General features: G+C 43.9%; 13 protein-coding genes and 3 tRNA genes. 12 read left to right on the forward strand and 4 right to left on the reverse strand.

Annotated features, from left to right (window positions below; translation table 11 throughout):
- Positions 1–43 precede the first annotated feature (43 nt).
- The gene (locus HYN46_RS05700) at positions 44–1,243 is read right to left on the reverse strand and encodes an ATP phosphoribosyltransferase regulatory subunit (RefSeq protein ID WP_114900634.1); all 1,200 of its coding nucleotides are present in this window, start codon (positions 1,241–1,243) and stop codon (positions 44–46) included.
- A gap of 250 nt (positions 1,244–1,493) precedes the next feature.
- Positions 1,494–2,231, reverse strand: coding sequence for a Bax inhibitor-1/YccA family protein (locus HYN46_RS05705; RefSeq protein WP_114898484.1), 738 nt, complete (start codon positions 2,229–2,231; stop codon positions 1,494–1,496).
- A gap of 300 nt (positions 2,232–2,531) precedes the next feature.
- On the opposite strand from HYN46_RS05705, the gene HYN46_RS05710 reads away from it, so the two are divergent.
- From HYN46_RS05710 to HYN46_RS05740, 7 genes are all read left to right on the forward strand, one after another.
- Positions 2,532–3,476, forward strand: a complete 945-nt coding sequence (locus tag HYN46_RS05710; protein ID WP_114898485.1) for an NAD(+) kinase — start codon at positions 2,532–2,534, stop codon at positions 3,474–3,476.
- The gene (locus HYN46_RS05715; protein ID WP_114898486.1) at positions 3,466–3,753 is read left to right on the forward strand and encodes a YeaC family protein; all 288 of its coding nucleotides are present in this window, start codon (positions 3,466–3,468) and stop codon (positions 3,751–3,753) included. Before HYN46_RS05710 ends, HYN46_RS05715 begins: the two co-directional genes overlap by 11 nt.
- 203 nt (positions 3,754–3,956) lie before the next feature.
- On the forward strand, positions 3,957–4,931 hold the full coding sequence (gene sohB, locus HYN46_RS05720; RefSeq protein WP_114898487.1) for a protease SohB: 975 nt from the start codon (positions 3,957–3,959) through the stop codon (positions 4,929–4,931).
- Positions 4,932–4,991: 60 nt separating this feature from the next.
- The gene (nadA, locus tag HYN46_RS05725; RefSeq protein ID WP_114898488.1) at positions 4,992–6,059 is read left to right on the forward strand and encodes a quinolinate synthase NadA; all 1,068 of its coding nucleotides are present in this window, start codon (positions 4,992–4,994) and stop codon (positions 6,057–6,059) included.
- Between the two features lie 176 nt (positions 6,060–6,235).
- A tRNA-Pro gene (locus HYN46_RS05730) sits at positions 6,236–6,312 on the forward strand.
- A gap of 92 nt (positions 6,313–6,404) precedes the next feature.
- A tRNA-Arg gene (locus HYN46_RS05735) sits at positions 6,405–6,481 on the forward strand.
- Between the two features lie 99 nt (positions 6,482–6,580).
- Positions 6,581–6,656, forward strand: a tRNA-His gene (locus HYN46_RS05740).
- 117 nt (positions 6,657–6,773) lie between these two features.
- Here the strand turns inward: HYN46_RS05740 and HYN46_RS05745 are convergent.
- Entirely contained in the window at positions 6,774–7,268 is a 495-nt protein-coding gene (locus HYN46_RS05745) for an energy transducer TonB family protein (RefSeq protein WP_114898489.1), read from the reverse strand.
- Positions 7,269–7,631: 363 nt separating this feature from the next.
- On the opposite strand from HYN46_RS05745, the gene HYN46_RS05750 reads away from it, so the two are divergent.
- Together HYN46_RS05750 and HYN46_RS05755 are read left to right on the forward strand one after the other, a co-directional pair.
- Positions 7,632–7,832 (forward strand): PA3496 family putative envelope integrity protein, encoded by a 201-nt coding sequence (locus HYN46_RS05750; protein ID WP_114898490.1) that lies wholly within the window; start codon positions 7,632–7,634, stop codon positions 7,830–7,832.
- Positions 7,833–8,054: 222 nt separating this feature from the next.
- A complete protein-coding gene (locus HYN46_RS05755; RefSeq protein WP_114900635.1) occupies positions 8,055–8,582 on the forward strand; it encodes a YecA/YgfB family protein in 528 nt (175 codons plus the stop codon).
- 46 nt (positions 8,583–8,628) lie between these two features.
- Here the strand turns inward: HYN46_RS05755 and HYN46_RS05760 are convergent, their stop codons facing one another.
- Positions 8,629–9,165, reverse strand: a complete 537-nt coding sequence (locus HYN46_RS05760) for a DUF421 domain-containing protein (RefSeq protein ID WP_114898491.1) — start codon at positions 9,163–9,165, stop codon at positions 8,629–8,631.
- A gap of 160 nt (positions 9,166–9,325) precedes the next feature.
- Here HYN46_RS05760 and HYN46_RS05765 point away from each other — a divergent pair, with 160 nt between their 5' ends.
- The 3 genes from HYN46_RS05765 (at position 9,326) to fba (ending at position 12,283) form a co-directional block, all read left to right on the forward strand.
- Positions 9,326–10,510, forward strand: a complete 1,185-nt coding sequence (locus tag HYN46_RS05765; RefSeq protein WP_114898492.1) for a phosphoglycerate kinase — start codon at positions 9,326–9,328, stop codon at positions 10,508–10,510.
- 149 nt (positions 10,511–10,659) lie between these two features.
- Positions 10,660–11,016, forward strand: coding sequence for a hypothetical protein (locus tag HYN46_RS05770; RefSeq protein ID WP_114898493.1), 357 nt, complete (start codon positions 10,660–10,662; stop codon positions 11,014–11,016).
- 223 nt (positions 11,017–11,239) lie between these two features.
- Positions 11,240–12,283 (forward strand): class II fructose-bisphosphate aldolase, encoded by a 1,044-nt coding sequence (gene fba / locus HYN46_RS05775; protein ID WP_114898494.1) that lies wholly within the window; start codon positions 11,240–11,242, stop codon positions 12,281–12,283.
- The last annotated feature ends 123 nt before the right edge of the window (positions 12,284–12,406 follow it).

Here is a 12,406-nt window from a genome sequence, read left to right on the forward strand (position 1 = left end):
TAAAACGACTAATAACAACTGCATTCAATATGCTTGATAGGGTTTAGCTTTCTAGCTTAACGATTTGCCAGACTTTATCGACTTGAACCAAAGTATGTGTTGCTCGATGATCGATTTCGAGTGCATTTGTGGTCTTACCGAAACTCAGTGCCTGAACAACGACATGTCCTGCACTCCGTGCTTGTGCGATTGCAGTCTGTAAACTGGCTTCACGTCCTGCAGGGGCTGCAACCACAATTTGTTCTTCTTGGGTCAGATAACCCGTCAGCATGTAGAGGTCACAACTAAAACCGGTTGCAGGACGTGCACGTCCAAATGCCTGACCTACGCCATCATAACGCCCACCTTTGGCTAGCGGCACCGCAAGGTTCGGCGCATAAACCGCAAACACGAGACCCGTATGATAGTGATAGCTGCGAAGTTCAGTCGCATCGACGCTGACATCAACTTGAGGCCAATGGGTCTGTACATGCGCTAATGTTGTCGCCAGTTGATCTAAAGCATTTTGAACATCTACGTTCTGACGTGCTTCAGGGGAAAGTTGAGCCGCAAGCGCAGATAAATCATGCCCTAAACGTCCGAGTACAAGGAAGTCGTTGCCATGAGCAATGTTCTGGCAGAACTCTTTCAACTCTGGAATCGATTTGCGCTGATAGATGTTTGATAAAACTTGTTCTTGTTCTGCGCTGAAGCCAGCAATGGCAGCCAAGGCGCGGAATACGGCAACATGACCCAAATCCAAGTGAAGATTTTGAGTGAGTCCAGCATCAGCCAGGATGGTGAGCATGAGATCAATCATCTCAAGATCGGCTGCGAGTCCTGCATAGCCAAAAAGCTCGGCACCAAGTTGTAAGGGGGTGCGTGAGGCTGAGAGTTCTTGAGGGCGAGTATGTAGTACTGTGGCGGCATAGCAATAGCGCGCAACGCCTTCAATGGGATGCACATGGGCGTCAATGCGGGCGACTTGGGGAGTGATATCGGCGCGGACCCCCATCAAACGGCCCGTCAGTTGATCAATCAGCTTAAATGTCACCAAGTCTAGATCATGGTTATTACCACCACCGACATTGTTTGTCGTCAGTAGAGATTCGACATATTCGATAAATGGCGTGTACACCAGCGCATAGCCGCGTACCGCAAAGGTATCTAATAAGCGACGACGCAATGACTCTATCGTGTGTGCTTGGGTAGGTAAAATATCTGCTACACCATCAGGCAACAACCAAGTTTCCGCAACTGGCATGAATTTGTCCCATGCAAAATAAAGCAAACAACGTAGTATCAATAATGAATAGCAATTCAATTGATAATACATTAGAAATCAAGAGATTGAATTTACAATCAATCAGGCGTAAAAAAATCGGGAGACGTCCCGATGTCGGCATATTCTAACACGATAGATGTGGGGGATGCAGCAATTTCCCCCATAAAAAAGCCCCTGATTTGATCAGAGGCTTTATTTGCAGCAAGCTACTCATACGCAAACATGCGATTTAGTTGCGTAAAATACTGAGTAAACGTAAGAAAGAAATGTACATCCACACCAGTGTTGCAAGCAGTGCGGTCGCACAGAACCATTCCATATATTTCGGTGCGCCCAGTTCGGCACTACGCTCAATGAGATCAAAATCCAAGATCAGATTTAACGACGCAATAATCGCGACAAATGCAGCAAAGCCGATTGCGACGACGCCAGTTTGTTCAAATAAACCAGGAATTGATGATTTGAATGCAAGGCTCATGACCATCTGCACGACAAAAACTAAAGCCAGAGCAATCGTGGCGGAGATCACAACAGATTTGAACTTTTCAGTTGCACGGATTATGCCCGCACGATAAAGCCCGAATAGGCTCAGTGTGGTCACAAAAGTGGCCAGTAATGCTGATGCAGGAACACCTGGGTAGCGTAGTTCGTACATGGCTGAAACGCCACCTAAAAACAAACCTTCCATAACTGCATAGGGCAGTGCAAGTGTTGAGCTTAGATGTGCTTTAAAGGTCATAATGAGCACAAGCACAAAGCCACCGATGCCACCCACGATAGCGGCCAGACCTGCTGGGCTAGCTACACCTTGCTGCATCAAGGAAATTGAATAGGCATATAGAGCAATAGCGACAAAAGCCGCAACAAGGGTCAAAATAATAGATTTATTAACCGCGCCAGCCACAGACATCGGTTGGCTGGTCGGAATAAACTCTGCTCTGCGTAGCATTGGATTGTCACTTTGCATAAAGCCCCCTGCATGGTGATAAACTTCTTTATATAAGAAGTCTTATGTTGAATGAAATTATGATTTACCCTGCTATTAGACGTGTTAATTGTGTGATGTACAATCTAAGTTTTGGAGCAAAATAGTAACGGCTTATTGCGGAAGAAGATGGCACATTTATTAAAATGACTTAATTCCATGACAATAATAACGCCCTTTAGTGTGCATTAAATATGCGGCATATCGCTGGATTCTGCGTTAGTCCGCTGTCCTTATGAATGTTTAATGCTATGATTTACACAGAAGTACGCAATGGAGCGAATGAGGGTGTCAAAACCAGCCAAAAATGCTGCGGTGAAAACAGTCGCATCGAAAACTACCCATTTTCGAAATATTGGATTGATTGGACGACCCGGTAAGTCTTCGGTTGTCGATACGTTGCGTTTAATTCACGACCATATCAATAAGCAGGGATTGAATCCTATTTTTGATGAGGCGACTGCAGAGTTAGCGGATCTGACTTCTGTGCAGGTCATTTCTCGGCCACTGTTGGGCGAAGTGTGTGACTTGGTGATTGTTGTCGGTGGTGATGGCTCTTTGCTTCACGCAGCACGTGTATTAGCACGTCATCAAACCCCTGTGCTTGGTGTAAATCGTGGGCGACTGGGTTTCTTAACTGATGTTTCGCCTGATGAAGTCCTGTTTAAACTGGATCAAGTGCTAAAAGGCGAGTACTCCCTTGATAAGCGCTTTTTACTGCATATGGAGATTCGTTCCGGTGGGCGAGTGACTCATGAAGGCGTGGCATTAAATGACGTCGTATTACACGCGGGTAAGTCAGTCCATATGATCGACTTTGAGCTAAATATTGATGGCCATTTTGTTTATCGCCAGCATAGTGATGGTTTGATTATTGCGTCTCCTACCGGTTCAACTGCGTATTCACTTTCTGCAGGTGGACCGATTATGCATCCATCCATGCATGGGATTGTGATTGCACCCATGCACCCGCATACACTGTCTAGCCGTCCGATCGTGATCGGTAGCGAAAGCGAAATTAAGATCAAAATTAAAGACACCCGTGTACACCCGATGGTGAGTGCTGATGGACAAACCAGCGTGACTTTAGAGGAAGGAGATTTGCTGCATATTCGCAAGCACCCCTTTAAGTTGTGTTTGATTCATCCGCCTGGGTATGATTTTTATGCAGCCTGCCGTACCAAGCTGGGCTGGAGCCACTATAAGGAAAATGATGATGAGCACTGATGTGTTAGATCCTGAAGCAACTTTAGCCGCCCTAACTCCGGAGATCGTAGATCGCTTGCGCACTGCGGTTGAGATTGGTAAGTGGCCAAACGGTGATCGCCTAACGCCTGAGCAACGTGCAACATCGATGCAAGCCGTATTGATTTGGGAAATGAAACATTTACCTGAGAATCAGCGCACAGGCTATATTGATAAAGGCAAAAAAGAAGGCGAGGCGTGTGATACCGACCATAACCATGCCCCTCATGATGAAGAAAGACCGCTGCGTTTGATCTAAGTGATTTACACGTGCTGATCTACTTATGTAGCTTCGTGTAATTCTCATGGATTGCTCACTTGAACTTATTGCTCACAATCTCAATCATTAATCCGTGGCACTGTGCAATGTGCATCGCCCATGGAGTCAATAGTGGAAAAATGCTCAGATGCATTCGACTCGTCAGTTTGATCATTAGAGATTGATTACAGGATATCAAGATTATGTTATTCCACACGCCAAAATTTCAGTCAGAAATGCGGATTACCCATTTAAATGAAAGACTAGAGTCGCATCAGCGTTTTCTTGCTGGCGCTGCATTTCCGAAAGCTGAACAAAAACTTTTGGCTAAGAACCAAGAAAAGAGTAAAAAGCTTAGAACTAAAGACGGTCAGCGTGTTTATGTGCTCGACTTTAAAGGTGATATTCAAGCCAGTGCTGTAGAACACCTCCGTGAAGAAATCACTGTGATTTTGTCCATGGCGCGTGCTGGCCGTGATCAAATCGTTTTGCGCTTAGAAAGCCCTGGTGGTCTTGTACATGGTTATGGTTTAGCTGCTGCGCAGCTTGCTCGTCTGCGTGAGGCAGGTTTTCATTTGACTATTTGTGTAGATAAAGTCGCCGCAAGTGGCGGTTATATGATGGCTTGTATTGCTCAAGAAATTATTGCAGCACCGTTTGCCGTGGTTGGTTCTATCGGTGTTGTTGCACAGATGCCAAATTTTCATAAATTGCTGCAATCTTTGAAAATTGACTTTGATGTTTACACCGCAGGTAAATACAAACGTACAGTTACCATGTTTGGCGAAAACTCTGAGGAAGGTAAAGAGAAGTTTGAAGAAGAGCTTGAGCAAACGCACCAACTCTTTAAGCATTTTGTTGAAAAGTATCGTCCTAAGTTGGATGTCTCAATCATTGCGACAGGCGAGCATTGGTATGGTGAAGATGCGCTGAATCTAAAATTGGTTGATCAGTTGCAGACCAGTGATGCTTATTTGCTGTCCTTGCTGCCAACTCGTGATGTCTATGTGATTCAGTCACGTCGCAAAATGACTTTGGCAGAAAAATTTGGCTTGCAGGCTGCACAAATGGCGGGGCAAGTTGCATTACAAATTATTCCAACCCTTGAGCAAAAAATGCAAGCAGGCCTTGCACAACTGAGTCGTCGTTTACCTGAGTTTCGTGATCCGACACTTTAAGCATTGTTTTCATGCTTAATTTTCCAGCCACGATTAATCAAATAGCTAGAGTCTTTTTATATGTCCACACTGATTGACAATCATGCCAAGACCGTTGTCAAAGAGCATCTCGATCGTTTAAACCACTTCGATCACAATGCTGAACTGAAGTTGACGGATATTGAACGCGCACGTCGTTTTGAAGAAATTGCTGAAGAACTGAAAAAACGTGATGCAGTGATTGTCGCTCATTATTATACCGATCCTGATATTCAGGCTTTGGCTGAGGCAACGGGTGGCTGTGTATCTGACTCACTGGAGATGGCACGCTTTGGTCGAGATCATGCCGCATCGACATTGTTGGTTGCAGGGGTGAAGTTTATGGGGGAGACCTCAAAGATTCTCAGCCCTGAAAAAACAGTTTTGATGCCGACACTGGAGGCCACGTGCTCGCTAGACCTTGGCTGCCCCGTCGATGAGTTTACTGCATTTTGTGATCAGCACCCCGATCATACGGTTGTGGTATATGCCAATACGTCTGCTGCTGTGAAGGCGAGGGCGGATTGGGTGGTGACATCCAGTGTTGCTGTGGACATCGTTGAGCACCTAGATAGTTTGGGTGAAAAAATTATCTGGGCACCTGATCAACATCTTGGACGCTATATTCAGAAGAAGACTGGAGCAGATATGCTACTTTGGGATGGCTCCTGTATCGTTCATGAGGAGTTCCGTGCACGTGGGCTTGAGCAGATGAAGGCGCTTTATCCTGATGCAGCTATTCTAGTTCATCCAGAGTCACCTGAATCGGTGATTGCTTTGGCTGATGCTGTGGGTAGTACCAGTCAGTTGATTAAGGCTGCGCAAACGCTTCCTCAGAAACGTATGATCGTGGCTACAGATCGGGGCATCTTCTACAAGATGCAACAAGCAGCGCCAGATAAGATTCTTATTGAGGCACCCACGGCTGGCGAAGGTGCAACATGCCGCTCTTGTGCGCACTGCCCTTGGATGGCCATGAATAGCTTGGACAATATTTTGGCAGTACTGCGAAATGGTGATCAAGAAATTCATGTCGATCCGGCGTTGGCGCTGCGTGCAAAAGTGCCTCTCGATCGAATGTTAGACTTTGCTAAGACGTTAACACGCTGATTTTTTGATATTTAGTATAAAAAATGAACTTATTAAGACAAATATTGAAAAATACAGTGCAACTGCTGTAAAATCATCCGCCTCGTGGTTGACGTGATGGGCTGAACTCTCTAGAATGCACCCCATCACGACGCAAGTCGAAGATGATGTAAGAAGTAGTTGTTAAGCTGTTTATTCGGAGTGTGGCGCAGTCTGGTAGCGCACCTGGTTTGGGACCAGGGGGTCCAAGGTTCGAATCCTTGCATTCCGACCAAATAGTAAAGCAATAGAGTGAGATGTAAGTAGGCAGTTGTCGTTTAACAGTGTGTTTAAGAAATTCGTTTTAACTGACCTGTTTGCGATTATGCGCCTGTAGCTCAGTTGGATAGAGCATCCGCCTTCTAAGCGGATGGCCGCAGGTTCGAATCCTGCCAGGCGCACCATGCCTTATCCAAACTTTGATGTAGTTTAGTTTTCTCCGCTGTGCTCCACCTAAGCCTAGATTTGTATGTGATACAAATGGTGATTGGTTGGCTTCTATGGTGGCTATAGCTCAGTTGGTAGAGCCCCGGGTTGTGATCTCGGTTGTCGTGGGTTCGAGTCCCATTAGCCACCCCATATATTCGTAGTAATTGATTTAAATTAAAAACCTAGTGATCGTAGATCCTAGGTTTTTTTGTTGTGCCTGATTTTTGTGTTGAGTAAAAATAATCTAAAAATCATGGGGCATTTCTTTTAAGATTTATTACGCCCACCACCACGTTTTTGTTTAGGTTGGTCATCTGACTTTGTATCAGTGACTTGATGTTGCTTAAAGCTATACACAAAATTCGTGTAAACATGGATGGGTTGTCCCGTGTTTTTATTGATATAAGGCAGAAAAGTTGTTTTTACGATGGCTTTTTTGGCCGCATTGTCCAGTTCCTCAACACCGGAGGATTTTGCGATTTCAGCCTCGGTGACTTCTCCGCGATTGTTCACCAAAATTTTTAGCGTTGTATTCTTTGTTTCCCCAGCCGTTAACAGTGAATTTGAATAAATGGGCTCTTCAAATCTTAAAAGTTCAAGGCTTTCCGTAAAACCGAGAGGGGAGTTGTCTTCAGTGATTGCTGGTGCGACATAGATAGGACGAGTTTTGATAGTGGGTGCTACAGCTTCATCTGTAGCGTGGGCATGTTGTAATAGGGTGAGTGTTAAACAAAGGCTTAAGATTTTATAGGGCGACATCATATTTCCAATAATAAAAGAGCAGTTTTGGATAGTGTTAACTCATTTCATGTGGGGAGAATGAGTTGAATATGATGGAATAAGGAGTCTCTGTGTTTTTATGTGACGAGTTTGTTGGGTGTCTATCGCCATATAATGGAGATTAATAAGTCTAATAATTCTATTGCCCATGTTAAAACTTATTCAATATCCTGTTTTATGGAAACTTTTAAAAGAGAGTCTTGCGTGTGAAATGCATGAATCTTATGTTAACTTTTGTTTCACTCCTGAGTACTTTGTTGACAATGTCATCTTTTTGAAATATTAAGTATATATATAGTCTCAAGAGATTCTTTGTTCACAAAGTTTTTGCCCAAGGAGAGCGTAATGAGTAGCGCAGGTAGTCAAGAGTTCGAGCTCGATGAAGCATTTTTAGATACTGAGGCATTACCTGTTAGTGAGACCAGTCGATCTGGTTCAAACAGCAAAGCTTCCTTACTCAAACGCCGTTTAATTGACGATATTTTGCAAGAAAAACGTTTGCAAAGTCATTTGAAAGAGTATGATTTTGATCTTGAAGATGATTAATCCTTGAGTATTAATCATTGAAGAAAAGCGACTAGGCATTAATCTCGTCGCTTTTTTTTATGCAAAAAATAGAAGTGGTCGTCTGGCTGTGCAGTGATCTGTGTTATTTACATGCTTTTGGTATGTTTGTTGTTCAAAACGATGTGCTTTATTACGCCAGAGTGTCATCAAATTTGTTAGAGTAGCGCAATCTTATAATGCAATGGAGTGTGTCTCATGGCGATCCCTGAACTTGATTTAGATCTGCTGGTTGACTACTTAGACGGTGAAGGCAACGAGTTTGGCTTGGACTTCGCCGCAACGCATGGTTTCTTGTGTGCGACTGTTGTTGGTCCTGAGCTTAAAGGCTGGCGTAAGCATTTATTTGATGAGCATGAAAAAGATGTGCCTAGTGAAATTCTAGAGCAGGTTGAATTGTGGCGTGCAGATATCCTACAAACGCTGCTTAATGAAGAAGAAGTTGGATTTCCTGTCGAAATTGAAGAAATTTCTGTTGACTCGAGTCTAGGTGACTGGGCTGTTGGGTTTGTTGATGCTTTATTTCTGAATGACGAAGCTTGGTTTGAACAAGCGGACGAGGAAGAAGATGTCATTATGCTCACGCTGCCTATGATGGTCTTTAGTGGCATTGAGGGTGAGCCAGATCTGGAAACCGTGCGTAAGAATCCAGATTTAATGGAAGAAATGGCTGATGAGATTCCTGACAATCTAACCAAGCTCTTTTTGCTTTATCATGCGCCAGCAGGCTAAGTATCTTCAAATCGGTTGTATTGCAAACACTTATACTGGGTATGCCTCATGAGTTGAGGCTACCTAGTGTTTTGTGAATTTTTTTACGCTTATGCTGTGTTTGTTGTAGCTTTTGAGCATCACCACTAATAATACTAATATTGCCATCGATTTCCAGCATTGCTAATTTGACATCCGTTAATTTGTCTACCCCATGTTCACGCATCGCTTCTTTGATTTCATCGTGGCTTATTCCTAATTTATCAAGAATTTCAGTATTAACGATGCCATCATGAATCAGAATTTCAGGATGCTCGGAAATGATATTCCTGAGTTTTTTATTTTTAAACATGACTTTCTTGAGCAAGTAATTTGCAAGAAACAGTACTCCTGCAGCGAGTAAGCCTCCTGACAGACTGGTATTGGCACCGACCATGGCATTTTGTACAGCATTACTGATCAATAGAATGAGAACAACATCTGTCGTATTGAGTTGGGACAGCTCTTTTTTTCCCGTGAGTCTGATGGCTATCAACATAAATAAATATACGGCAAGGCTACGCAGTGCAACATCAATATAGGGGTTGGTCAGAAAAAAGTTCATGATATTTCTCGAATGATATGTTCTATGTTGCGCACGATACACGAATTCTACCGAAGCTTTGCTTTAGGGCATCTAAAATGCACATATAGCCCAACACGCTATATTTCTTTACAATACCACTCCCATCGCGATTGACTGAGATTTTTTGACTATGAGCAGTATGAACTTCAAACGAATGACGGATTTAGATTTAAACGGCAAACGTGTGTTAATCCGCGAGGATCTGAATGTTCCCGTAAAAAATAGTCAAATCACCAGTGACGCACGTTTAAGAGCAGCACTACCAACGATTAAAGCAGCGTTGGCGCAAGGTGCGGCAGTTATTGTCTGTTCTCATTTGGGCCGTCCGACTGAGGGTGAACATTCTGCTGAAAACTCTTTAGCGCCTGTCGCTGAGTATTTGTCGAAAGCACTGGGTCAAAATGTACCATTAGTGACTGATTATCTAGATGGTGTAGATGTCCAAGTAGGGCAAGTGGTTTTGTTAGAAAACGTTCGTTTTAATAAAGGTGAGAAGAAGAACGCCGTTGAATTGTCTGAAAAATACGCTGCATTGTGTGATGTTTATGTGATGGATGCCTTTGGTACCGCGCATCGTGCGGAATGCTCCACTGAAGGCGTTGCTAAGTTTGCAAAAATTGCGTGTGCGGGCCCGCTACTCGCTGCAGAGTTAGATGCATTGGGTCGTGCAATGCAGTCTCCAGAAAAGCCAATGGTTGCTATTGTCGCGGGCTCGAAAGTGTCTACTAAGCTTGACGTGCTGACTTCACTTGCTGGCATTTGTGATCAGATCATTGTGGGTGGTGGAATTGCCAATACGTTCTTGGCTGCAGCAGGATTCAATGTCGGTAAATCCTTGTATGAAGCGGATCTCATTGAGACTGCACGTGCAATTGCCTCTAAAGTACATGTGCCATTACCAACTGACGTGGTGGTCATTGATGCGAGTCTTTTAAGTGGTGACTTCATGGATTTCGTCGCAAAAAGTCAACCAGTGACTAAAAAAGTATCAGAGATCAGTGACTCCGATATGATTTTAGATATTGGTCCTGATACCGCTGCACAGTTTGCGACCTTAATTCAACAAGCAAAAACCATATTATGGAATGGCCCTGTCGGTGTATTTGAAGTCGATGCATTTGGATATGGAACCAAAGCACTGGCTGAAGCTATTGCAGCAAGCTCAGGTTTTTCGATTGCGGGCGGGGGCGATACATTAGCGGCTATTGATAAATATGATGTTGCTGATCAGATCAGCTATATTTCAACGGGTGGTGGCGCGTTTCTTGAATTTGTGGAAGGGAAGACGTTGCCCGCTGTAGCGGCGTTATTGAGCTGCTCTTAGTAAAAAATGAATAACTGTCGATAAATAGAACCGTATATCGTGAAGATTATACTTTTTGTTACAGAGTAATTTTCTTGTCATATATGCTGTGCTACTCTGTCGTCAGGTCTGTTTTTGACTTAATTTTTATATCTATACAGGACATCGCTATGAAAACTTCAATTCTAATCGCAGCATTATTGGCTCTTCCTTTGGCTCTGACTGCATGTAATAAGGCAAAAGAAGCTGCAGACTCTGCTGCTTCAGGTGTTGCTGCAACTGCTGATGCTGCTGCATCTGGCGTAGCTTCTGCTGCTGATGCGACTGCTGCTGCAGGTTCTGCTGTTGCTGCTAGCGCAGACAAAGCTGCTGATGCAACTGCAACTGCTGCAAGCCAAGCCGCCGATGCAACTGCAAAAACTGCAGATGCGACTGTTGCAGATGTTAAAGACGCAGCAGCTAAAGCTGCACAAGCAACTGCTGATACTGCACAAGCAACTGCTGACAAAATCAAAGCACATTCTTAATTTTTGAATGGTTTAATTGGACAAGGCTATATATGCCGAGTCTATGATTTGAAAAACCTCGCATTCTGCGAGGTTTTTTTATGCTCAGCAACACATATTCCCTGTATAAATTCAGTCAAACCACATCCCAAACTAAGGGTAAGTAGGTTAGAATCTCACTTGGTTTTATTCACTTTGCATTTAGCATTAGCTAGCTTTTCATTATTAGATAGAGTTTTTAGTTATGGCACTTATTTCGTTACGCCAATTGCTTGATCATGCAGCCGAGCATAGCTATGGCGTTCCAGCTTTCAACGTTAATAATCTGGAGCAGATGCGCGCTATCATGGAGGCCGCTGATCAAACGAACTCCCCGGTGATTGTGCAAGCGAGTGCTGGCGCTCGAAAATATGCAGGTGCACCATTTCTGCGTCATTTGATCTTGGCTGCTATTGAAGAGTGGCCACATATTCCTGTAGTGATGCATCAGGATCATGGTACCAGCCCTGATGTCTGTCAACGTTCAATTCAATTGGGCTTTAGCTCAGTGATGATGGATGGTTCACTGGGTGTAGATGGCAAAACACCAAAAGACTATGATTACAATGTTGGTGTGACGCGTGATGTTGTTAAGCTTGCTCATGCATGCGGTGTTTCTGTAGAGGGTGAGATTGGTTGCTTAGGTAGCCTTGAGACTGGTCTTGCGGGTGAGGAAGATGGCGTCGGTGCGGAGGGGGTGCTCGATCATTCGCAACTGCTTACCACAGTTGATGAAGCTGCCCGATTTGTTGCCGATACCAATGTCGATGCTTTGGCCATCGCGATTGGTACCAGCCATGGTGCGTATAAGTTTACTCGCCCACCGACAGGCGACATTCTCGCAATTGATCGGATTAAAGAAATCCATGCAAAAATTCCCAATACCCATTTAGTAATGCATGGTTCAAGTTCGGTCCCTCAAGAGTGGTTAAAAATCATTAATGAGCATGGCGGCGACATTAAAGAAACCTATGGGGTTCCTGTAGAGCAAATCGTTGAAGCGATTAAGTATGGCGTTCGTAAAGTAAACATTGATACCGATTTACGTCTGGCATCAACCGGTGCAATGCGTCGTTTTATGGCGGAGCATCCTTCTGAATTTGACCCACGTAAATTTTTCGGTGAAACGGTTAAAGCGATGCGGGATGTTTGTATTGCACGCTATCAAGAGTTTGGTACCGCAGGACATGCAAGTCGAATCAATCCGATTTCACTTGAAAAAATGGCTAGTCGCTACGCAGTAAAATAAACAAAAAAAGCTTCTGACTTCTTTAAGTTCGAAGCTTTTTTATTGGACAGCCACCCTAGATGTACCAATTATGCTTCGATCAGGTGCTAATCAATGTGGTCTTTTTTTTGTGGTCTATAATGG

The sequence above is a fragment of the Aquirhabdus parva genome (genome assembly GCF_003351745.1).
GTDB lineage: Bacteria > Pseudomonadota > Gammaproteobacteria > Pseudomonadales > Moraxellaceae > Aquirhabdus > Aquirhabdus parva.